Raw genomic sequence first — 20,215 nt, forward strand, 5'->3', positions numbered from 1 at the left:
GATTTGTTGTGTTCTGGAAATTTTAAAATTCTTTTATAAACAATGGGTTTTTATTTTGGTGGTTAGCTGCTCTATATTCTAATGAAATGTGAGTGAGGTTAAAAATTAATAATTTAAACACCATATAATAATTGGATATATCTAATAACAGGAGGTTATATGAGCATTAGTCGGCGTAATTTTTTGCGAGGAGTGGGGATCGGTTGCTCGGCCTGCGCGATAGGCAGTTTTCCGCCAGGCGCACTGGCGCGAAATTCTCCAGAGAGCATTAAGGGGAAAACATCTCTGACGCCAAGCTTGTGCGAAATGTGTTCTTATCGTTGCCCAATACAGGCACAGGTAATTAATAACAAGACGGTTTTTATTCAGGGGAACCCTAATGCGCCTCAACAAGGCACGCGTGTCTGCGCGCGCGGAGGCAGTGGTGTTAGCCTGGTCAACGACCCGCACCGTATTGTCAAACCCATGAAACGCACAGGGCCTCGCGGCAGCGGAGAATGGCAGGTTATTAGTTGGGAACAGGCTTACAAAGAAATTGCCGAAAAAATGACGGCAATAAAAGCGCAGCATGGTCCTCAGGGGGTCGTATTCTCTTCCAAATCCGGTTCGCTTTCGGGTCATTTATTTCAGCTGGCAACGGCGTTTGGATCGCCAAACACCTTTACGCATGCGTCGACATGCCCTGCCGGAAAATCGATTGCCGCCAAAGTGATGATGGGCGGCGATTTGGCTATGGATATCGCCAATACCCGTTATATGGTCTCTTTTGGCCACAATCTCTATGAAGGTATTGAGGTTGCCGAAACGCATGAACTGATGACCGCGCAGGAAAAGGGCGCAAAAATGGTCAGCTTCGATCCCCGTTTGTCAGTTTTCTCCAGCAAGGCGGATGAATGGTATGCGCTCAAGCCGGGCGGCGACTTGCCGGTGTTAATGGCCATGTGTCACGTCATGATTAATGAACATCTGTATGACGCGGACTTCGTTGCGCGCTACACCACAGGGTTTGACCAACTGGCCGAAGCGGTACAAGAGACCACGCCGGAATGGGCGCAAAATCAAGCTGATGTGCCTGCTGATGTTATTGTTCGGGTCACCCGCGAAATGGCCGCCTGTGCGCCTCATGCTATCGTCAGCCCTGGCCATCGCGCGACGTTTTCGCAAGAAGAAATTGATATGCGGCGTATGATTTTCACCCTCAATGCGCTGCTGGGAAATATTGAGCGTGAAGGCGGCTTGTACCAGAAAAAAGCCGCGGCGACCTACAATAAGCTGGCCGGAGAGAAGGTCGCTCCGGTGCTGGCAAAACCTGATGCCAAATTGCCCAAGCCAACGGCGCAGCGCATCGATTTGGTTGCCCCACAATTCAAGTACATCGCGGCGGGCGGCGGCGTGGTGCAAAGCATCATCGATGCCGTGTTAAACCAGACACCCTATCCGGTGAAGGGATGGATTATGTCCCGCCACAATCCTTTCCAAACCGTGACCTGTCGGCCTGATCTGGTCAAAACCGTCGAACAACTCGATCTGGTGGTCAGTTGCGATGTCTATTTAAGCGAAAGCGCGGCATATGCCGATTATCTGTTACCCGAATGCACTTACCTTGAACGCGATGAAGAAGTCTCTGACATGTCGGGCCTGAATCCAGCCTATGCCCTGCGCCAGCAGGTTGTAGAGCCGATAGGGGATGCGCGTCCGAGCTGGCAAATCTGGAAAGAACTGGCCGTGCAGTTAGGCCTTGGGCAGTTCTACCCCTGGCAGGATATGCAGACGCGGCAGCTGTACCAGCTTAATGGCGATCATGCGCTTTCCGCTGAACTGCGTCAGAAAGGATATCGGGAGTGGGGGATTCCGCTGCTGCTGCGGGAACCTGAAGCAGTGCGTCAGTTTGTGGCGCGTTATCCGGGCGCGGTGGCGGTTGACGGCGACGGTACCTATGGCGAGCAACTGCGCTTTAAATCCCCGTCTGGAAAAATTGAACTCTACTCTGAAGAGCTGGAAGCACTTTTGCCTGGCTACGGTATTCCGCGCGCCCGCAATTTTGCCCTCAAAGGCGACAATGAACTCTATTTTATTCAGGGAAAAGTTGCGGTGCATACCAACGGCGCGACGCAATATGTACCACTGCTGAGTGAGCTGATGTGGGATAACGCGGTGTGGATCCACCCGCAAACGGCCCGTGAAAAAGGCATCAAAAACGGCGATGAGATTTGGCTGGAAAATGCGACCGGTAAGGAAAAAGGCAAAGCATTGGTTACTGCCGGAATACGACCCGATACGCTGTTCGTTTATATGGGATTTGGCGCCAAGGCGGGAGCCAAAACCGCGGCGACGACGCACGGTATTCACTGCGGTAATTTGCTTCCGCATGTTACCAGTCCGGTTTCCGGTACGGTGGTGCACACCGCTGGCGTTACGCTTCGTCGGGCATGAGAAAGGAGAACATCATGAATCAATCAACAAACCCTTATGTCATGTTGCATGACGAGAAACGCTGTATTGGCTGCCAGGCGTGTACGGTTGCCTGCAAGGTACTGAATGACGTGCCGGAGGGATTTAGTCGCCTACAAGTGCAGATCCGTTCACCCGAACATGAACCCGAGGTGCTGTCCCACTTCCAGTTTGTTCGCGTTTCCTGTCAGCATTGTGAAGATGCGCCGTGCGTCAGCGTCTGTCCTACCGGCGCTTCATTTCGTGACGAAAATGGCATTGTGCAAGTGGATAAGTCTCGCTGTATTGGTTGTGACTACTGCGTTGCCGCTTGCCCGTTCCATGTCCGCTACCTCAACCCACAAACGGGGATTGCCGACAAATGTAACTTCTGCGCCGATACTCGCCTGGAGGTCGGACAATCGCCAGCCTGCGTTTCCGTTTGTCCGACGGATGCGCTGAAGTTTGGACGTCGCGATGACCCGGAAATTCAGCACTGGATTAATCAAAAAGAGGTTTATCGCCAGCAGGATACGCGTAGCGGCCCGGTAAGTGTCTATCGGCGTAAAGAGAGCCATCAGGAGGGTAATGTATGAATTCTATCTGGGGAGCAGAGCTTAACTATGCGCCGGACTACTGGCCGCTGTGGCTCATTTATGCAGGCGTCGTTATTGTGCTGATGATTGCGGGCCTGGTCACGCACGCGCTGTTACGTCGGATGTTGGCGCCCAAAACGGCAACCGGGGAAGAGCATCGGGACTACCTTTATTCGCTGGCGGTCCGCCGCTGGCACTGGGGTAATGCGCTGCTCTTTATCCTGCTTCTGCTGAGCGGCCTGTTTGGCCACTTTTCTGTCGGACCGGTGGCCTTAATGGTGCAGGTACATACCTGGTGTGGCTTCGCATTGCTGGCCTTCTGGATTGGCTTTGTGTTAATAAACGCAACCAGCGGCAACGGCTGCCATTATCGCGTGAAATTTAGCGGGTTGATATCACGCTGCCTGCTGCAAACACGCTTTTATCTGTATGGCATTATGAAAGGTGAGCCGCACCCGTTTGCCGCAACGGCAGAGGACAAATTTAACCCGCTGCAACAGCTGGCCTACCTGGCCATCATGTACGCACTGGTTCCACTACTGATCATCACCGGGTTGCTATGTCTCTACCCGCAGGTGGTAGGGGCGGGGCCGGTGATGCTGGTGCTGCATATGGCGTTAGCGATTGTGGGCTTACTGTTCATCTGCGCGCATATTTACCTGTGCACGCTGGGTGACACGCCAGGGCAAATTTTTCGCAGTATGATTGATGGTTATCACCGCCATCGCAGTCATCACGCAGAGACCGCGCCGCGTAAAGGGTAGTTCCGGCGAGATTTGTCTCTGAACCCCTTTCCTGATAGCAAGAAAATGTGCCTTATGTCACATTTTCTTGCAATTTATCCATGTTTCTTCGACAGAACTTCCGTAAAAAGAACGGCTATTTCTCCCTTTCCTGAGGACATGCTGTTGAAACGCCGTTTGTTTATTGCCGCTTCACTATTAACGATGAGTTTTTCGCCCGCCTGGGCGAGCGATGCCGTGAGCTTCGCCCCACAACCTCCTGCGATTACTGCCGGGGCATGGGTGTTAATGGATTACACCACGGGTCAAATCCTGACAGCCGGTAATGAACACCAGCAGCGCAATCCTGCCAGCCTGACGAAACTGATGACTGGCTATGTTGTCGATCGCGCAATTGACAGCAAGCGTATTAGTCCGACAGATATTGTGACCGTCGGGCGCGATGCCTGGGCAAAAGATAATCCGGTATTTGTCGGTTCATCCTTGATGTTCCTGAAAGAAGGGGATCGCGTTTCGGTACGCGACCTCAGCCGTGGGTTAATTGTTGATTCCGGTAATGATGCCTGCGTGGCACTGGCGGATTACATCGCTGGAGGGCAGCCGCAGTTTGTCGCGATGATGAACAACTATGCGCAAAAACTGAACCTGCAGGACACCCATTTTGAAACGGTACATGGTCTGGATGCGCCGGGTCAGCATAGCTCCGCGTACGACCTGGCCGTGCTGTCCCGCGCTATCATCCACGGGGAACCGGATTTCTACCATATGTACAGTGAGAAAAGCCTTACCTGGAACGGCATCACACAGCAAAACCGTAACGGTTTGTTGTGGGATAAAACCATGAACGTAGATGGCCTGAAGACAGGGCATACGTCCGGAGCCGGGTTTAACCTGATTGCTTCCGCCGTCGATGGTCAGCGCCGCCTGATTGCGGTGGTGATGGGCGCGGAGAGTGCGAAAGGGCGCGAAGATCAGGCGCGTAAACTGCTGCAATGGGGGCAACACAACTTCGATACAGTGCAGGTTTTGCGTAGCGGTAAGCAGGTTGGCACTGAACGGATCTGGTATGGCGATAAAGAAAAAATCAGCCTCGGAACCGAGCAGGATTTCTGGATGGCCCTGCCTAAAGCAGAAGTCCCTAACATCAAAGCAAAATATGTCCTTGATAAGAAAGAGCTGGTTGCTCCCATCGCTGCGCATCAACGTGTGGGGGAGATTGAACTCTACGATCGGGATAAGCTGGTGGCACATTGGCCTCTGGTTACGCTGGAATCCGTCGGCGAAGGCGGCGTTTTCTCGCGCCTGAGCGACTATTTCCACCACAAGGCGTAGTTTTTCCTGATGCGTCTGACTGGCAAGAGTGCGAATCTGCTCACATAATAATCACTATTTCCTTGTGGTCGACATAGCCAGAAATTACACTGTATATAAATACAGTGTAACGGTGGAGGTTGTATGGAGTACGAGATAAAGCTGGTCGATAAACGCATGATTGCCGGTTTCCATATGGTTGGACCGTGGGAACAAACGGTGAAGCAGGGGTTTGAGCAATTAATGAAGTGGGTCGACGGAAAACAGATTGTGCCGTTGGAATGGATTGCTGTTTATTACGACAACCCTGATGTTGTTCCTGCGGAAAAACTGCGCTGTGATACCGTGGTTTCTGTGCCTGAAGGTTTTGAAATCCAGGAAAACAGCGAAGGGGTGATCCTCACCGAACTGGCGGGTGGCGACTATGCTGTCGCCGTTGCGCGCGTTGAGAATCACGATTTTGCGACGCCTTGGTATCAGTTCTTCGAGCGCCTGTTGCAGGATACAACTTATACGATAGCCGCTAAACCCTGCTTTGAAGTTTATATGAACAATGGCATGGAGGACGGTTACTGGGACATTGAAATGTACGTGCCAGTGCAGACGAAGTAACTGTTTGGGGTGTAAATCAGGATGATCTTTTCACGCTAAAAACAGGTACAATTCGCTTCTTTGCTATTCCCTGACGGAGTGCATGAGTGCGTGCAGACAAATCGCTGAGTCCTTTTGAAATTCGTTTGTATCGTCATTATCGTGTGGTGCATGGTATTCGCATTGCGCTGGCGTTTCTCCTTACTTTTCTGTTGGTACGCCTGTTAAACATTCCCGAAGGTACATGGCCTCTGATCACGCTGGTGGTGATTATGGGGCCAATATCTTTTTGGGGTAACGTTGTTCCCAGGGCCTTTGAACGTATAGGTGGCACGATCCTGGGCTCGGTCCTGGGACTGGTTGCCCTGCGTCTGGAACTCTTCTCGCTGCCGTTAATGCTGATATGGTGCGCGGTAGCGATGTTTCTCTGCGGCTGGTTGGCGCTGGGTAAAAGGCCGTATCAGGCGCTGCTGATTGGCATAACGCTTGCCGTGGTCGTGGGTGCGCCTGCCGGAGATATGAATACCGCGTTATGGCGCGGTGGTGATGTTATTCTGGGGTCGTTACTGGCGATGCTGTTTACCGGCATCTGGCCGCAGCGGGCATTTATACACTGGCGTATCCAACTGGCGCATTGCGTCACGGGGTACAATCGGGTGTATCAGGCCGCGCTATCCCCCAATCTGCTCGAGCAACCGCGGCTGGAAAAACATTTACAACAACTGTTGAGCGACGTTGTCAAAATGCGTGGGCTCATCGCTCCTGCCAGTAAGGAAACCCGCATTCAAAAATCGATCTTTGAGGCTATTCAGACGGTGAATCGCAATCTGGTCTGCATGCTCGAGCTGCAAATTAATGCGCTGTGGGCCAGCCGTACCAGCCACTTTGTCATGTTGAATGCGCATACTCTGCGTGAAACTCAGCTCAGGACCCAGCAGGCACTACTGACAATAACCCACGCCTTGTATGAAGGTAATCCGCAGCCGGTGCTTGCCAATACGGAAAAGCTCAATGACACCGTGGCAGAGCTGCGTCAGCTTATTGCTGAGCATAAAGGCGATAATGTCGCAGAAACGCCCATTCACGGCTACGTTTGGTTGAACATGGAGATGGCTCGACAGCTGGAGTTACTGTCACATCTAATCTGTCGCGCACTGCGCAAATAAAGAGCAGATGAGGGGATTGGTTCTACTGCTGCTTCGATTCAGCAAAGATTAGAGGTATGATACTGAAAAAGGCTAAAACCATTGGTAACTGCAATGGCTTTACCCTCGATAACTCAGGTTTCAACCATGCATTGTCGATGCAGATGCAACTTGAAGTATGGCGGGCATGAAAGTAATGTTGACCCACTTTAGCCGTTGTTTTAACGAATCCGAATCTCACATTATCAGGGGTGTAAAAATGGAAACTACCAAGCCTTCTTTCCAGGACGTGCTGGAATTTGTTCGTCTGTTCCGTCGTAAAAACAAACTGCAACGTGAAATCCAGGACGTTGAGAAAAAGATCCGTGACAACCAGAAACGCGTTCTGCTGTTGGACAACCTGAGCGACTACATCAAGCCTGGTATGAGCGTGGAAGCGATTCAGGGCATCATTGCCAGCATGAAAAGCGATTATGAAGATCGTGTTGATGACTACATCATCAAAAACGCCGAGATCTCTAAAGAACGCCGCGATATCTCTAAAAAGCTGAAAGCCATGGGCGAAGTGAAAAACGGCGAAGCGAAAGCCGAGTAACGATTTTATGCTTGTCCGGGTCGCTGCCGTGCGGCGACCCTTATTGCAGTTCGACCCCGCCCGTTACCATGCGTAACAAATGCTGTTCTGGCCAGTGAATCGTAAGTTTTTTCTGCGTCAGCATCCATTTAATGTAATCCACATCATGACGATTTCTGTCCAGCATCAGTCCGACTACGCTGCCGCTGTGCGCGACGTTGACGCCGTATAAATCACATTCTTCCACCAGTGCTAATAGTGAATCAAAATCTGGCTTTGGTAACAGCAGTTGGCTGGCGATTGCGCTAAGCGTAGCCGCTTCTCCCAACCGGTAAGGATTTTGGCTAATACAGGCTTCCTGTACTTTTTCCCATGCCCGTTGGAGGGCCGCAGCTCCCGCCTGCAAGCCGGAATGACGTGGAATACGGTGATAATCCGCGGTACGCAATGTTTCAGGGCTTTCGAGAACCAGCAGATCGAGTTGAGGCTGAGCTTCACAACCAATTTGCGTGGAGGCGTTGTTATGGTCGAAAAGAGTTAGCTTACGAAACACGGTGCTGTCGGTCGGCTCCAGCGAAACGCAAAGCTGCGCCAGTGTTGGCTCGTCCAGCTGATGGCCCAGATAATGCGCCGCGGCGATGGCCGTGGCGGCAATATCCGCAGTGCTGCTGGCCATTCCTTTCGCGATGGGAATGGTTGACTGAACATCTATCCGGATATCCTGACTGAGATGCGCCGGGTACTGCCAGTGCTGTAATAACCTGTCAACCATTGCCCGAGAAAGTGGACGTTCATCTGTCAGCGGTGAGCCTGAAGTGACCTCAACGGTGCTATACCATTCGACCGGGCAGGAGACCAGTTTCTCACTGCCCAGAATCCAGCCCTGGATAAGTTCTCCGCACGATGCGGGACATTGCGCAACAGCCACGTCTTCACCTTTGTGTTCAGCAATCCTCGGCGCATAGTGTCATGGCGATCGCGCTATTACCATGATTTGCCGCAATTTGCGGTGCGGCAATATCAGGCGGGAATGCCCAATGTCACAGTTTCTGATATCGCTAAGCGCATAACGTCCTGGGCTATCATCAGCTCTTCATTGGTATTAATCACCGCCACTTTAACCACCGCATTTTCCGTCTGAATAAAGGTGGCGTTACGCTGATTTTTTTCTTCATCAACGGCCAGACCTAAGAAATTCAGGTTGTGGCAAATCGCGGCGCGAGCCCGCGCTGAATTTTCACCAATTCCCCCGGTAAACACCAGCGCATCCAGACCGCCCATCTGCATAATATAGCTGCCAATAGTGGCGCGAATCCGCTCGGCAAAAAGCGTCAACGCCAGTGCTGCCTGGTGATTGCCCGTATCTGCGGCATGTTCAACGTCCCGGTAGTCGGGTGAAACACCAGAAACTCCGAGTAATCCGGACTCATTGTTGAGCAATTGGTTGAGCTGCTGCGGGGTTTTGCCTTCACGCAGGGCAATCCACGGCAGAATGGATGGATCAATATCGCCACTTCGCGTGCCCATCATTACGCCAGACTGCGGCGTAAAACCCATGGAGGTATTTACCGAGTGTCCGCCTTTGATAGCGCAGATGCTGCTACCGTTGCCCAGATGACAACAAACAACCCGCAGGGCGCTGAGCGGCACGCCCAGCTTTTCAGCAAGCTGAGCGCTGACATACTTGTGGCTGGTACCATGAAAACCATAACGACGAATACCGAGCTCTGAGTAGTAGCGCCAGGGCAGGGGATAGATGAAAGAAGGCTCATCAAGGGTCTGATGAAAAGCCGTGTCAAAAACCGCAACAGCCGGCGTTTTCGGCAGTAGCTGGCGAAATACCGCAATCCCCAACGCATTAACCGGGTTATGAAGCGGTGCCAGTTCCGCAAGGCGTTCGATTTCCGCCAGTGTTTCATCGGTTACCCGCGCGGAATCTTTGAAGGATTCTCCACCGTGTGCGACGCGATGGCCTACGCCGTCGATCTCTTCAAGACTGCTGATAATATTGTGACTGAGCAGTTTTTCCAGTAGCAGCGTTACTGCTTCACGGTGATCGGCTACGGGCAAAGTCTCCTGCCATTTTTGCGCTGGTGTTTTTAGGGTGACTTGCGCATCAGACATACCGATACGCTCGATCAGTCCCTGGCAAATCATTTCACCCTGCGGCATCGCCAGAAGCTGAAACTTAAGCGAGGAACTGCCTGCATTAATGGCCATTATTTTGTGAGACATGAAGGTTCCTTTGCATTCAGAAAAATGAACATCTCATCGACCCCGGTATTCTCCAGCGCGCTGGTGACAAATACTTGTTGCGCGCCAGCCTGAACTAGCCAACTCTCCACGAGAGAAATACGCTGCGGGCTGGCTAAATCGGCTTTGGTGACGAGGCCGATAACGGGTCGGTTCATCGGACCAGTAAAACCTGGAGAAAAAGGTGACCACGGCGCGTCAGCATTGAGAACCAGCGCGATGATGTCTGCTTCACAGGCGCTGGCCAGCAGCGCGCTGTACAGGCAGCGGTTTTCGAGATACTCACCCGGTGTGTCTATCGTTGTGGGAGACCAGACAATGGCCTGGGTCTTCTGATAATGAAGCGCCTCTCCCCGCATGCACTGCGTGAGTGACGTTTTACCGCACTGGCTGGGGCCAATTAGCATTATGCGTTTCATGAGATTATGTCCGGGTGATGGGACAGGCGGTAAAACGCATCATTTCGCCCAGCGTCCGGGTTACCTGTTTCAGCGCGTACTCAACGGCGGAAACATCGCCCGTCAGCACCACTGCGCCGGTAAAACGGTCGAGAAAACCAATCTCTACCGCCCCGGATTTCGTGGCGATATCACAGGCGATGATTGAGGCTTCGCTGGGGGTAATCGTCAGAATACCGATTGCGGAAACCGACTCTGGTAATCCCAGTTTCTTGAACAAATCTTTACCCGGATTAGCGATAAGATGCGCCAGCGTAACCTGCTTGCCAGGAACATATTCCTGAATCATACGATCCGTGGTGGGTTGTCTTTCCATTATCCCTCCACCATCTGTCGCCACATGCTTTCATGCGGACGAGGGATGACCGAACGGTAAACCAACAGACCTTTTTCACCTGCACTTTCACTGGCAACTGTCACTGCGTTATTCACATCAGACACATCGCCAGCGACAACCATGTAGCACTTGCCGCCAATACCAAATGCCATATGGACGCGTACCAGCGTGACATTGGAGGCTTTAACCGCACGGTCGGCGGCGCAGATGCAGGCCGCAACGCTCCATGTTTCAACAATGCCCACGGCCTGACGCTTATCCACGCTGTTAAGTCCACTGATCGCAGGAAGTACGCTGGCGTGAATGTTGGGTAGTACCAGACTATCAACGAGCATATCGCCAGCAAGAGAAGTTCCGGTGGCGATCGCCTGTTGTACTGCGCCTACGTCACCACCGAGCATGAGCAGAAATTTACCCGGGCAGATGGTCTTGCTGACCAGTAAATTCACATTCGCGCTTTTTAACATGGCATCGCCAGCTTCCATTCCTTTGGCAATGCTGGTGAGTTCTAAAATCCCTATAGCCTGAGACATGATTAACCTCTTATTACCGTGATGGATTGCTCAGTAATTTCGCTGACAATACCGTCAATACTGGCGTGGACAGGTGCGCCTAATGCACCGGACGGCACATCGGCAACGCATTGACCGCGAACAACGTGTTCGCCCTGCAGTACACATGGGATGGCGCTGGCACCAATATGCTGGCGTAGCAACAGCGTCGTTTTATCTGTGGGATAATCAGTCTCAGCCAGTGGCGCATCGTGATACCAGTCGCTAAGGCCCAGTTTGGTAATAAGGCGCTTCACCGGAATAAGCCGATACTTCGCCATTTCATCCTCAGGATTTAACGGCCCTTCATAACGATGGTTGAGCGCCCGTAGCTCGCGTTTAAGCATGCGGTTAATTCGCATCGGTGAAATCCCAACCGGACAGGCTACGCTTTCACATACATTGCATTCTGAACAGGTCAGGGCCGTGAGCAGTAACTGCGGTGTGGCCGCCTGCTGATAATTAACCGCGCGAACCAGCAGGTGCGGCGATAATTCATGGCCGATCAAATGTCTTGGGCACAAATCCGTACACAAACGACACTGCTCGCAAACGGTTTTTGCGACGGAAAGCACGGTGCGTTCATCCTGCATCCGCCGCTGAATCAACGCATGAGACTTTGGTAAAACCAGCAGTCCCCCGGTGGTCTTGCTGACTGGGGTATCAAGTGAGGTAATCAGGCCGCCCATCATCGGGCCACCGTTAATAAAACCGGGATCGTCAACGGTAGCACCACCGGCCAGCGCCAGAACCTCACGTAAAGACATTCCGATAGGGACGGTAAGAGTGATTGGTCTGGCGACCGCGCCGTTAACGGTCAGGGTACGACGCGTAACCGGGTATTGCTGCTCAACGGCTCTGGCGATGTTGAGTACAGTCTGGACGTTATTGACCACCACGCCGACGCTGACCGGCAGCGCGGCAGGCGGAACTCTCCGGCCCGTTGCCATCCAGATGGTCAAAACCTCGTCACCAGCCGGGTAGACATCAGGCAAAATATGTAAGCGGATCCCGGCAGGCAGAAGGGGCGTTAACGCATTGATAGCCTTTTGATATTTCTCTTTGAGCGCAATAATACCGGCCCTGGCCCCGGTAGCCGTCATGGCATATTGAACGCCACGGATAAGTCGCTCAGCCTGAACGGCCATCAATTGCTGGTCAACTTTCAGCATCGGCTCACATTCTGCCGCATTGACCAGAAACGTATCGACCTGCGCCTGTAATTTTACGTGAGCTGGAAAGCCTGCGCCTCCGGCCCCGACAACACCCGCTGCGCGAACGCGTTCGCGAATTGTCTGCGCATCATAAAGCGTGGACTCTGCCGTCATGGCTGTCTTCATAATAATTCCTCAAGCAGTTCCTGCATGGCGCTGGCGTCGGCAACACGAGGATTGGTTTGCAGCGTGACATCAGCCAGCGCGGCCTGAACCATCGACGGTATACGTTGTGACCAGGCTTGCTTTCCGTCTTTAAGCGCGTCAGCAAAAGAAGGTAACGCACACTGTTTTTTGAGTAGCTCTATATGACGAATTAGCGCATTCAGTGCCGCCGTATCGTTCGCGTTATCCGGGCATAGGTGGCAGGCTTTAGCGAAACGGGCATAACGCTTCGCAGCCCGCGGATCGCGGGCATTAAAATGAATGACATGGGTCAGCAGCAGCGCATTGGCAAGTCCGTGGGGCAGATGAAACTGGCCGCCCAACTGATGGGCAATCGCATGATTGATACCCAGACCAGCCTGACTGAATGCCATTCCCGCGAGCGTTGACGCGTTGTGCATTTTTCCTCTGGTTGCCAGGCAGTCGCCTTTGCTGACGGCGACAGGCAGGTACTGGAAGACAATTTGTGCCGCTTTTTCAGCCAGCGCATCGGTGAAGTCGCTGGCTTTCGTGGATACGTAAGCCTCCAGCGCATGCGTTAATACGTCCATGCCGGTATTCGCTGTTATGGCTGGTGGAACGCTGACGACCAGCGTCGGATCAAGGATGGCCATGTCCGGATAAAGCGCATTATTAAATAATGGATACTTAATGCCTTTATCCGGATCGCTAATCACGCAGGCGCTGGTCACCTCCGATCCCGTGCCGCTGGTGGTGGGAATTGCAACGCAGGTTTCAATCTCAATACCGAACTGTCGGCTGAACCAGACGATGGCTTTTGCGGCGTCCAGTGCAGAGCCACCGCCAAAACCAATGACGACGTCCGGTCGTAGGGACTGCATTTGCGCAATCCCTTGTACTACCGTGCTAATGGTGGGATCGGGGGTGATATCGCTGAAAATGCTGATGCGGTTATCCGCTGGCAGCGCGTCGCGCAGCTTTTCAATCAGGGGAGAACGCGCGAGAAAACCATCGCAGATAATCCAGATATGCTTATTCGTGAAGCGCTTAAGCACATCCAGGCTTCCCTGGCCGCTGTACAATCGAGTTTGCAGTGAAAAGCTTTTCATAACGGCCCCATTAGCGAATAGAAAAACCGTTTGTCAGCACGCAACGACGAGAGCGTGCGAAAGTGCGCGCAGATGTCGTTCCTTCACCGGTCGGCGTTGCGATGGTGAAGGTGGTAAAGCCTTCACCACCAACGCCAATCCCAGCATAAGAGGGGCCATTTTTCACAAAAATGGAGGTCTGAAGCGTGCGCGCGGCAAGGTTCAGACGTGACACATTTTGCGAATGCATAATGGCGGTGTGATGCAATCCCTCTTCAACCTTCAGGGCCAACGTTAACGCGCTGTCAAAATCGCTCACCGTTACGATGGGGAGCATTGGCATCAGTTGCTCGCTGGTAACCCATGGGTCGTCAGCCTTGACGATACCTATCAGTAATCGAGGAGCTTTTGCCGGAACCGGTATTCCCGCGGCTTCCAGTAAGGTTGCCGGGCTTTTCCCTACCAGTTGTTTATTGGCTATTCCTTCTGGCAGACAAACTGCGCGCAGTTTGTCTATCTCTTCGCTATTGAGTCGCATCGCGCCAAAAGACTGCATTTGTTGAACCAGTCGTTCGGCAACGACATCAACAACAATCAGACTCTTCTCAGCAATGCAGGGGAGGTTGTAATCAAAGGATGCGCCATTGATGATATCTTCCGCCGCCTTAACCAGGTCGGCTGTTTCATCAACAATGCAGGGAGGATTGCCTGCGCCTGCGCCAATGACTTTTTTCCCGCTTTTCATGCCCATAGCAACAATGCCTGGACCACCGGTAATCGCCAGAACTGCGATTTTAGGGTGCGCCATCATCTGCTGGGTAGCCTCAAAAGTGGGTTCTGTGACCGTGACGACAAGATTCCGAATCCCGCAGCAGCGAAAAGCAATATCTTCAATCATGGTAATCAGCTTCAGTGAGACCGCTTTTGCACCTGGATGTGGGCTAAAATAAACGCTATTTCCCGCAGCCAGCATACTGATGCTGTTGTTAATAATGGTTTCCGTCGGGTTGGTACTGGGGGCGACGGAACCAATCACCCCAAAGGGTGAATACTCGAATAACACCATGCCGCCGTCGCCGGTAAGCGCCGTGGTGGTGAGATCTTCGATACCCGGGGTATTGTCCAACGCAGCTTTATTTTTAAGGAACTTATCCTCTTTGTTGCCCATTCCCGTTTCGGCAGCGCTTTCAGCAGCCAATGAAGCAAGGTGAGGCGTCAGTTCTTCTCGCAGGGCGTTAATGATGGCGCTGCGGGTTTTCAATGGACATTGCTGATAACGCAGAAAAGCCTGATGAGCGGCATCGATCGCTTCGCTAACGGACGGAAAAATTCCATTACCCTTAACTTCTGCTTTTGCCGGTGCAAGTTGCTCACTCAAAATGTTACGAATAAGGGTTTCAAGTTCTGAAGTGTTCATTGATGTGTTCTCACGTTAATTGCCGCAATGGCCGTTTCTGCAATGTCCATATCCTGCTCAACGCTTCCCCCGCTGATGCCAAGACCCCCAAGGAGTAACCCCTCACGCCATAATGCGTACCCGCCACCGAAGGTGACGACTTTTCCCTGCATATGGCTTTCCAGACCGTAAAGCGCGGCGCCTGGCTGCACTGCCGATGTCAGCTCATGCGTGGCGGTTTTCATTGCCACGGCGGTCCAGGCTTTTTTCGGTGCCAGTTCGCTACTGACGAGTAATGCGTCAGGCATGCGCCAGGTCACCGTTTGGGTCCCATTCGCATCAACAATGCTGATGACGACCGGAACCTGAAGTTCTTCTGCTCTCGTTACCGCAGCGCGAGTGAGTTGGTGGAGTTCCTGAAAAGACAGAGACATAGCCGGCTCCCTGGTAGCTGATGTACGGATGGCTGCGAGATAACGCTCCGCCACTTTCTGAATAATGTTGTTTTGATGGGCGTCATGATCTTCTGCTCGTGCAAGCGCATATAAGCAGTCGGACAGGCGATTGATATAACGCATCAGCACGTGTCTGACGGAAATCTCGGTGGAGAGTTCGACCAGTCGCCTCTCTGCGCGGCGGGCCAGCGTGCGGGCAAAGTGCAGACGGCTGGCGGCTTCGCTGCGGCCAGGTAAAATAAAGCTGCGTAGGGAGGGGACTCTTCCCATCGCGGTATCAATGGCGGCCTCCAGCGCGGCAATTTCTTCTGAGCTGATGTAGCGCTGCTCTGGCGCTGGCTGTTCGCTTTCGCTTGCCAGCTCGGCGCTGAACCAAAAAAGCTGCAGCTGAATGTTTTCGAGTAACTGGCGGTGCTGCGGGTTTTTCGCTGCGCATACACACAGGCTAAGCGCCGCATTAAGTTCGTCCAGCGTACCGTAAGCCTCGACGCGCGGGTGCGTTTTGCTCACGCGTTGCCCGGTAAAGAGGGCCGTTGTGCCGGCATCGCCAGTGCGGGTATAAATCGCCATAGTTCCTCCTAACGAGAAAGCGTGTCGACAATGCCGACGATAGCCAGATCGATGGCCTCATTAGGGCCGGAAAAAACGTGTCTGGCGCTGGAGCCACTGCTGAGTAATACCAGTTCTCCAGTTCCAGCGCCGACAGAATCAACCGCGACTTCATCTCCGCTCACAGGGGACGCGGGAAGCTCTCCGTCCGCACTCACCCGACGTACCAGCAACAGTTTCTTCCCCACCAGTGATGGGGATTTTTGCGTGGAAACCACAACGCCTGTAACCCGTGCCAGATGCATAGCTCACTCCTGCTTAATTAATTGGACATTTCGCGTACTGACGGCGTCCTGAGCCAGAGCCGTCACGACACATCGACGACGTAGCACCATAACGCCCCCCTTCAGTTGGGCGACGTCGGCATAGCTGAGAAGTTTGTCAGGATGCAAAACGATGATTCGCCCCAGCTCGTCACTGAACTCCAGCGGCAGACGCGCGAGTTTTCTAACGGGGATTGCGGGTAACAATCGGTGTTGTAGTGAAATTTTCACGCGGACTCCGCATGCCAGCGCTTCGTGGATCGTTACCACCGACATGTTGTCCGCGCAGCCCTCGGCAATTTGCTCCAGCAATGGCAGGTCCGCCTGCAGGAGGTGGAGCGACGAGTACTTGCAGCACAATGTCCGTGGTTCGATTTCCCGTAACTGCGCGACGCTAAGCGAGAGCGTGCTTTCCGCGCGTTTTTTTAATCGGGAAACAACCTCCTCGATAATGCGTTGCAGCAGATCGTTGTTCATCGTGGGCTCACCAGTGTGGCAAATGCCTGCGGATTATCAGCGCCCGCAGCATTGGCTTCGTCGGTATCGATATGCATCTCAAGGCGCATATCCGGCGAAACGCGTACGGCGACGTTATCGAAAATCAGTCGACGTTCATCGCCATTAATAGCAACAGAGACTTTATCGCCATGGGAAACGCGCAGGATTAGGGCATCGAGCGGCGACATATGGATATGGCGTTGGGCGACGATTACCCCGGATGCTAAGTCCAGTTCAGCAAATGGACTGATAAGGCGAACACCTGGCGTGCCCTCGATACTGCCTGACATCCGTAGTGGAGCAGCAATTCCCAACGTACGAGCGTCGGTACGAGAAATTTCGACCTGACTGGTGCTACGCAGTGGGCCGAGTAAGCGCACATTTTTTAACTGACCTTTTGGTCCCACCAGCGTGACGGTCTGGTCTGCTGCATATTGTCCGGGCTGCAGCAGCTCTTTTTTCTCACTAATAGGGTGATTGGGAAACAAGCGGTCGTAATCTTCAGCGCATAGATGAATATGACGATTAGAGATCCCTAGCGGAATAGGGCGCTCACGCATTTCATCCAGAACTTTGGTGACCGTTGTCTCCAGTTGCTGTTTATTCATCACGCTTCACCTCGTTTGCCTGAGTGCAGACAAAGAGAGCGCGGCTCGCCCTTTTGACGGGGGCAGGCAGGGTCAAGACACAGATTGCAGCTAATCAACTCTGCATCTTGCGGCACTTCGGGCGCTGCATGGTCCTCAGGCATCTCTTCATGTGGTACGACCGGTGTCGGGGCGGGCGCTGGCTCAGACTCCGGGGTGACGCTATGTGACAGAATGCCATCCCCTGGTCTGGATATGACTTTATGAGCCACCAGTCCATCTCGCTGGTCAGCGAAACTGACACCGGTGGAAATGGCCGCCTGGACGGAGGCCACATCCCCGATTATCTTGATCACCATCCAGCCTGAACCGTTGGTTTTTTCGAGGCCCACCAGCGTGATGGAGGCGGCTTTCGCCATGACGTCCGCGCAACTGATGGCTAATGCCAGACCACTAACTTCAAGTAATCCCAGTGATTGCTTCACGCTGTGCTCCTTGGTTGCAACGACTTATGCGGATTTAGGTAAAATGGCTTCAACGTCGCTGTGCGGACGTGGGATAACGTGGCAGGATTTCACCTCGCCAACGGCGCTTGCTGCAGCGCTTCCTGCATCTACGGCAGCTTTCACTGCGCCGACATCGCCGCGAACCATAACGGTGATAAGGCCTGAGCCGATTTTTTCGTAACCAACCAACTGCACGTTTGCGGATTTCACCATGGCATCAGCGGCTTCAATAGCGCCGACGAGCCCTTTTGTTTCAACCAGTCCCAGTGCGTTATTCATACTGCTTTTCTCCTGTGGGTTATGAGTGGCATTCCCGAAATGGAATGCCTTTAACCAGCCGCGCAGCGTTATTACCAATGCTGCGTTTGGCGTGGTTATCTTGTTGATATGTCAGCGTAAATAGTGGCGCTGATGTGGGTAAGTTTTTATAGTGCAAGACCAGTTTTTCGCGACTGCAGCCAATGCCAACCAGCAGTGGCGATTGGCAAGCCGCCAGCCATGCGTTGTGGATAACGTCAGTTGACGGGCTCTCCTGAATCACAAAGGGGATCCCTTCTTCTTCAATACCCAGCAGCACATCACTCCAGACGTCAGTGCATCCAGCAGTGGCGAAGATAACGATGGCTGGCGTGGTGAGATTACTTTCCATGAGCGAATGCCTTGTACCAGGAGAGAATCAGCCCTGTCGCGACCGCGTTGCGCGGACCTTCGGTGCCACGAATGTTGCCGCGCCCGGCAACCAGGCGATAGTGTGCCAACGCATCGGTGACCAGTTGCGGAACTTCAAAGTCCAGGGATGAGCCGCCAACCAGCACCACAAAGGGAATATCCCGAATGTTCCCGGTCGGACTCACCTGACGTAGCGCTCTGAGTGCGTTGGTGACGAAAACGCGTTCCTTAGCGCTGCGGCGAATGGCCCGGACTTTCTCCAGCGCCAGTTCGCCTGGCAGTGGCACCAGTTCATCGGGTTTTACTACGCATACGCGGGCAAAAACCGTTGGCGGGAGAGGTGTAGGGAAGAACTGGACGCTGCCATCTTCGTGGCGAAGATGGAACAAGCTCTCGACTTTCGCCAGCGGGTACTTTTTGATCTCTTCAGCGAGATAACGGTCTTCCAGCCCCAGTTCACGGGCAATAATCATCGTGACCATATCGCCCGCACCCGCCAGGTGCGTGGCAATAATTTCGCCTTTCGGGTTGATGATGGAGGCGTCGGTCGATCCTGCACCGAGGTCCAGAATAGCCAGTGGCCGCGTCGTGCCGGGGGTGGTTAAGGCCCCCAGAATGGCAGCTTCGGCTTCGGCGCCGCCAACCTGGACGTCAATGTTGAGCTTTTGCGTGATTTCCTGAGCAATCATCGCCATTTGCAGGCGGTCTGATTTCACCATGGAAGCAATGCCGACAGCTTGTTCCAGCGAGAACTCACCGGCTAGCCCGCCGGTCACGCTGACGGGAACCGAGGTATCGACTGCCAGCAGGTCCTGAATAAAAATTTCGTGGCTGGGTTTGTTAGTTAATTCAGCCATTGTCTGGCGCACATGCTCCAGCATGCCGCCAATATTGGTGCCAGCCTCTCCGGTGACGTTATCCAGTTTCGGGGATTCACCAACCGCTTTCATAATCGCTTCAGCGCCAGCTGCAACGTCGACCCGTACGGTACGACCCTGCGACTGTAGCTCCAGATTTCCGGCAGGAATGGCTCGTGCTTTCACATCACCTGATGGCGTTTTCACGACCACGGCAGAACGGTTGCCGATCAGCGCCCGCGCCATCGGGACAATGTTTTTAGTCTCGTCGGCGTTGAGGCCAAAAACGGTCGCAATCCCGTAAGGGTTAGAAAGCGTTTCAATGACTTTTCCTGGAATCGCGACCTCAATGGCAGCCAGCATACCTAACGGGATGCGGTCGATATGAAGGACTTCATCGACGATAGGCAGGGGGTGAGTCAGACGATTACTGACCAATACGCCATCGTCCTGCTGCAAAATAACGCCAGTTAACTGGTATCCGGCGCGGACGGAGGCATTAATCATCGTGGCGACATCGGCGAAATCAAAGGCCGATGACACCACCAGAATATAGGGCGTATCCGCCGGACGGCTGAGCAGGTCTTCCGGCGTAATAGTGACGCCAACGCCTAATCCGACGCCGCCCGGCGTTTTAGGGTTATGGCCGATCATGGTGGATTCAGTGATGATGGTTTCGGTTATCGTTTCCATCGCGACGTCGCCAATGACCGGGGTGGCTTCATTGATACGGATGAGCGAAATATCGCTGACATTGATACCGGCATTTTTTGCTGCCAGCGAAAGTGCCTCCTGAATACCAAACACATTACGTAATGTGCCTTTAATTCCGGTGGTTTCTGCCAGCGCGCTGCCGGTGATGCTCAGTGCGCCAGACTCATCGAGGGTAGCCAGAGCGACTTCTGTTGATGAGTTGCCTATGTCAATGCCAGCTATATATCGCATGATCCTGTCCCTG

Annotated in this window: 23 protein-coding genes; 7 read left to right on the top strand and 16 right to left on the bottom strand. The window is 53.2% G+C overall.

Annotation, left to right across the window (positions count from 1 at the left end; genetic code table 11):
- The first annotated feature begins 159 nt into the window (after positions 1-159).
- From phsA to KQJ19_RS09245, 7 genes are all read left to right on the top strand, one after another.
- Positions 160-2,433, top strand: coding sequence for a thiosulfate reductase PhsA (phsA, locus tag KQJ19_RS09215; protein ID WP_216403583.1), 2,274 nt, complete (start codon positions 160-162; stop codon positions 2,431-2,433).
- Positions 2,434-2,447: 14 nt separating this feature from the next.
- On the top strand, positions 2,448-3,026 hold the full coding sequence (gene phsB / locus KQJ19_RS09220; RefSeq protein WP_019077108.1) for a thiosulfate reductase electron transport protein PhsB: 579 nt from the start codon (positions 2,448-2,450) through the stop codon (positions 3,024-3,026).
- Entirely contained in the window at positions 3,023-3,790 is a 768-nt protein-coding gene (gene phsC, locus KQJ19_RS09225; RefSeq protein ID WP_016156888.1) for a thiosulfate reductase cytochrome B subunit, read from the top strand. Before phsB ends, phsC begins: the two co-directional genes overlap by 4 nt.
- Positions 3,791-3,928: 138 nt before the next feature.
- On the top strand, positions 3,929-5,101 hold the full coding sequence (dacD, locus tag KQJ19_RS09230; RefSeq protein WP_032931656.1) for a serine-type D-Ala-D-Ala carboxypeptidase DacD: 1,173 nt from the start codon (positions 3,929-3,931) through the stop codon (positions 5,099-5,101).
- A 123-nt stretch (positions 5,102-5,224) separates the two neighbouring features.
- Positions 5,225-5,692, top strand: coding sequence for a DNA gyrase inhibitor SbmC (gene sbmC, locus KQJ19_RS09235; protein WP_216403584.1), 468 nt, complete (start codon positions 5,225-5,227; stop codon positions 5,690-5,692).
- 86 nt (positions 5,693-5,778) lie between these two features.
- The gene (locus KQJ19_RS09240; protein WP_016156885.1) at positions 5,779-6,837 is read left to right on the top strand and encodes an FUSC family protein; all 1,059 of its coding nucleotides are present in this window, start codon (positions 5,779-5,781) and stop codon (positions 6,835-6,837) included.
- A gap of 238 nt (positions 6,838-7,075) precedes the next feature.
- Positions 7,076-7,411, top strand: coding sequence for a DUF496 family protein (locus tag KQJ19_RS09245; RefSeq protein WP_003834176.1), 336 nt, complete (start codon positions 7,076-7,078; stop codon positions 7,409-7,411).
- Positions 7,412-7,451: 40 nt separating this feature from the next.
- On the opposite strand, the gene KQJ19_RS09250 is transcribed toward KQJ19_RS09245, so the two are convergent.
- The 16 genes from KQJ19_RS09250 to KQJ19_RS09325 form a co-directional block, all read right to left on the bottom strand.
- Positions 7,452-8,318: an L-threonine kinase gene (locus KQJ19_RS09250; protein ID WP_046275680.1), complete on the bottom strand. Its 867-nt coding sequence runs from the start codon at positions 8,316-8,318 to the stop codon at positions 7,452-7,454.
- Positions 8,319-8,410: 92 nt separating this feature from the next.
- Complete coding sequence (locus tag KQJ19_RS09255; protein ID WP_049270741.1) at positions 8,411-9,625, bottom strand: acetate/propionate family kinase; 1,215 nt, start codon at positions 9,623-9,625, stop codon at positions 8,411-8,413.
- Entirely contained in the window at positions 9,610-10,062 is a 453-nt protein-coding gene (pduV, locus tag KQJ19_RS09260) for a propanediol utilization protein PduV (protein ID WP_046275682.1), read from the bottom strand. Before pduV ends, KQJ19_RS09255 begins: the two co-directional genes overlap by 16 nt.
- Before the next feature lie 4 nt (positions 10,063-10,066).
- Positions 10,067-10,417: a propanediol utilization microcompartment protein PduU gene (gene pduU / locus KQJ19_RS09265; RefSeq protein ID WP_016156881.1), complete on the bottom strand. Its 351-nt coding sequence runs from the start codon at positions 10,415-10,417 to the stop codon at positions 10,067-10,069.
- Positions 10,417-10,971: a propanediol utilization microcompartment protein PduT gene (gene pduT, locus KQJ19_RS09270; RefSeq protein WP_003030201.1), complete on the bottom strand. Its 555-nt coding sequence runs from the start codon at positions 10,969-10,971 to the stop codon at positions 10,417-10,419. The genes pduU and pduT overlap by 1 nt, the downstream gene beginning before the upstream one ends.
- Positions 10,972-10,973: 2 nt before the next feature.
- Complete coding sequence (pduS, locus tag KQJ19_RS09275; RefSeq protein ID WP_047499008.1) at positions 10,974-12,329, bottom strand: cobalamin reductase PduS; 1,356 nt, start codon at positions 12,327-12,329, stop codon at positions 10,974-10,976.
- On the bottom strand, positions 12,326-13,438 hold the full coding sequence (locus KQJ19_RS09280; protein ID WP_016156879.1) for a 1-propanol dehydrogenase PduQ: 1,113 nt from the start codon (positions 13,436-13,438) through the stop codon (positions 12,326-12,328). Before KQJ19_RS09280 ends, pduS begins: the two co-directional genes overlap by 4 nt.
- Before the next feature lie 10 nt (positions 13,439-13,448).
- The gene (gene pduP / locus KQJ19_RS09285) at positions 13,449-14,834 is read right to left on the bottom strand and encodes a CoA-acylating propionaldehyde dehydrogenase PduP (RefSeq protein WP_216403585.1); all 1,386 of its coding nucleotides are present in this window, start codon (positions 14,832-14,834) and stop codon (positions 13,449-13,451) included.
- A complete protein-coding gene (pduO, locus tag KQJ19_RS09290; protein ID WP_141875387.1) occupies positions 14,831-15,838 on the bottom strand; it encodes a two-domain cob(I)yrinic acid a,c-diamide adenosyltransferase PduO in 1,008 nt (335 codons plus the stop codon). Before pduO ends, pduP begins: the two co-directional genes overlap by 4 nt.
- An 8-nt stretch (positions 15,839-15,846) precedes the next feature.
- Positions 15,847-16,122, bottom strand: a complete 276-nt coding sequence (locus KQJ19_RS09295) for a EutN/CcmL family microcompartment protein (RefSeq protein WP_003030211.1) — start codon at positions 16,120-16,122, stop codon at positions 15,847-15,849.
- 3 nt (positions 16,123-16,125) lie between these two features.
- The gene (pduM, locus tag KQJ19_RS09300) at positions 16,126-16,617 is read right to left on the bottom strand and encodes a microcompartment protein PduM (protein WP_216403586.1); all 492 of its coding nucleotides are present in this window, start codon (positions 16,615-16,617) and stop codon (positions 16,126-16,128) included.
- Complete coding sequence (locus KQJ19_RS09305) at positions 16,614-17,246, bottom strand: phosphate propanoyltransferase (protein ID WP_181221595.1); 633 nt, start codon at positions 17,244-17,246, stop codon at positions 16,614-16,616. The genes pduM and KQJ19_RS09305 overlap by 4 nt, the downstream gene beginning before the upstream one ends.
- Complete coding sequence (locus tag KQJ19_RS09310; protein WP_181221597.1) at positions 17,246-17,710, bottom strand: BMC domain-containing protein; 465 nt, start codon at positions 17,708-17,710, stop codon at positions 17,246-17,248. The genes KQJ19_RS09305 and KQJ19_RS09310 overlap by 1 nt, the downstream gene beginning before the upstream one ends.
- Before the next feature lie 24 nt (positions 17,711-17,734).
- On the bottom strand, positions 17,735-18,010 hold the full coding sequence (gene pduJ, locus KQJ19_RS09315) for a propanediol utilization microcompartment protein PduJ (RefSeq protein WP_001057752.1): 276 nt from the start codon (positions 18,008-18,010) through the stop codon (positions 17,735-17,737).
- A gap of 19 nt (positions 18,011-18,029) precedes the next feature.
- Positions 18,030-18,380: a glycerol dehydratase reactivase beta/small subunit family protein gene (locus KQJ19_RS09320; protein WP_216403587.1), complete on the bottom strand. Its 351-nt coding sequence runs from the start codon at positions 18,378-18,380 to the stop codon at positions 18,030-18,032.
- Positions 18,370-20,202, bottom strand: coding sequence for a diol dehydratase reactivase subunit alpha (locus tag KQJ19_RS09325; RefSeq protein ID WP_216403588.1), 1,833 nt, complete (start codon positions 20,200-20,202; stop codon positions 18,370-18,372). The genes KQJ19_RS09320 and KQJ19_RS09325 overlap by 11 nt, the downstream gene beginning before the upstream one ends.
- Positions 20,203-20,215 lie beyond the last annotated feature (13 nt).

The sequence above is a fragment of the Citrobacter sp. S46_ASV_140 genome, assembly GCF_018919545.1.
Classification (GTDB): domain Bacteria; phylum Pseudomonadota; class Gammaproteobacteria; order Enterobacterales; family Enterobacteriaceae; genus Citrobacter; species Citrobacter braakii.

Bases quoted from the DNA above. Each gene is read 5' to 3' on its own strand.
- phsA (WP_216403583.1), top strand. From the start codon at position 160: ATGAGCATTAGTCGGCGTAATTTTTTGCGAGGAGTGGGGATCGGTTGC.
- phsB (WP_019077108.1), top strand. From the start codon at position 2,448: ATGAATCAATCAACAAACCCTTATGTCATGTTGCATGACGAGAAACGC.
- phsC (WP_016156888.1), top strand. From the start codon at position 3,023: ATGAATTCTATCTGGGGAGCAGAGCTTAACTATGCGCCGGACTACTGG.
- dacD (WP_032931656.1), top strand. From the start codon at position 3,929: ATGCTGTTGAAACGCCGTTTGTTTATTGCCGCTTCACTATTAACGATG.
- sbmC (WP_216403584.1), top strand. From the start codon at position 5,225: ATGGAGTACGAGATAAAGCTGGTCGATAAACGCATGATTGCCGGTTTC.
- KQJ19_RS09245 (WP_003834176.1), top strand. From the start codon at position 7,076: ATGGAAACTACCAAGCCTTCTTTCCAGGACGTGCTGGAATTTGTTCGT.
- KQJ19_RS09255 (WP_049270741.1), bottom strand. From the start codon at position 9,625: ATGTCTCACAAAATAATGGCCATTAATGCAGGCAGTTCCTCGCTTAAG.
- pduV (WP_046275682.1), bottom strand. From the start codon at position 10,062: ATGAAACGCATAATGCTAATTGGCCCCAGCCAGTGCGGTAAAACGTCA.
- pduU (WP_016156881.1), bottom strand. From the start codon at position 10,417: ATGGAAAGACAACCCACCACGGATCGTATGATTCAGGAATATGTTCCT.
- pduT (WP_003030201.1), bottom strand. From the start codon at position 10,971: ATGTCTCAGGCTATAGGGATTTTAGAACTCACCAGCATTGCCAAAGGA.
- pduS (WP_047499008.1), bottom strand. From the start codon at position 12,329: ATGAAGACAGCCATGACGGCAGAGTCCACGCTTTATGATGCGCAGACA.
- KQJ19_RS09280 (WP_016156879.1), bottom strand. From the start codon at position 13,438: ATGAAAAGCTTTTCACTGCAAACTCGATTGTACAGCGGCCAGGGAAGC.
- pduP (WP_216403585.1), bottom strand. From the start codon at position 14,834: ATGAACACTTCAGAACTTGAAACCCTTATTCGTAACATTTTGAGTGAG.
- pduO (WP_141875387.1), bottom strand. From the start codon at position 15,838: ATGGCGATTTATACCCGCACTGGCGATGCCGGCACAACGGCCCTCTTT.
- KQJ19_RS09295 (WP_003030211.1), bottom strand. From the start codon at position 16,122: ATGCATCTGGCACGGGTTACAGGCGTTGTGGTTTCCACGCAAAAATCC.
- pduM (WP_216403586.1), bottom strand. From the start codon at position 16,617: ATGAACAACGATCTGCTGCAACGCATTATCGAGGAGGTTGTTTCCCGA.
- KQJ19_RS09305 (WP_181221595.1), bottom strand. From the start codon at position 17,246: ATGAATAAACAGCAACTGGAGACAACGGTCACCAAAGTTCTGGATGAA.
- pduJ (WP_001057752.1), bottom strand. From the start codon at position 18,010: ATGAATAACGCACTGGGACTGGTTGAAACAAAAGGGCTCGTCGGCGCT.
- KQJ19_RS09320 (WP_216403587.1), bottom strand. From the start codon at position 18,380: ATGGAAAGTAATCTCACCACGCCAGCCATCGTTATCTTCGCCACTGCT.
- KQJ19_RS09325 (WP_216403588.1), bottom strand. From the start codon at position 20,202: ATGCGATATATAGCTGGCATTGACATAGGCAACTCATCAACAGAAGTC.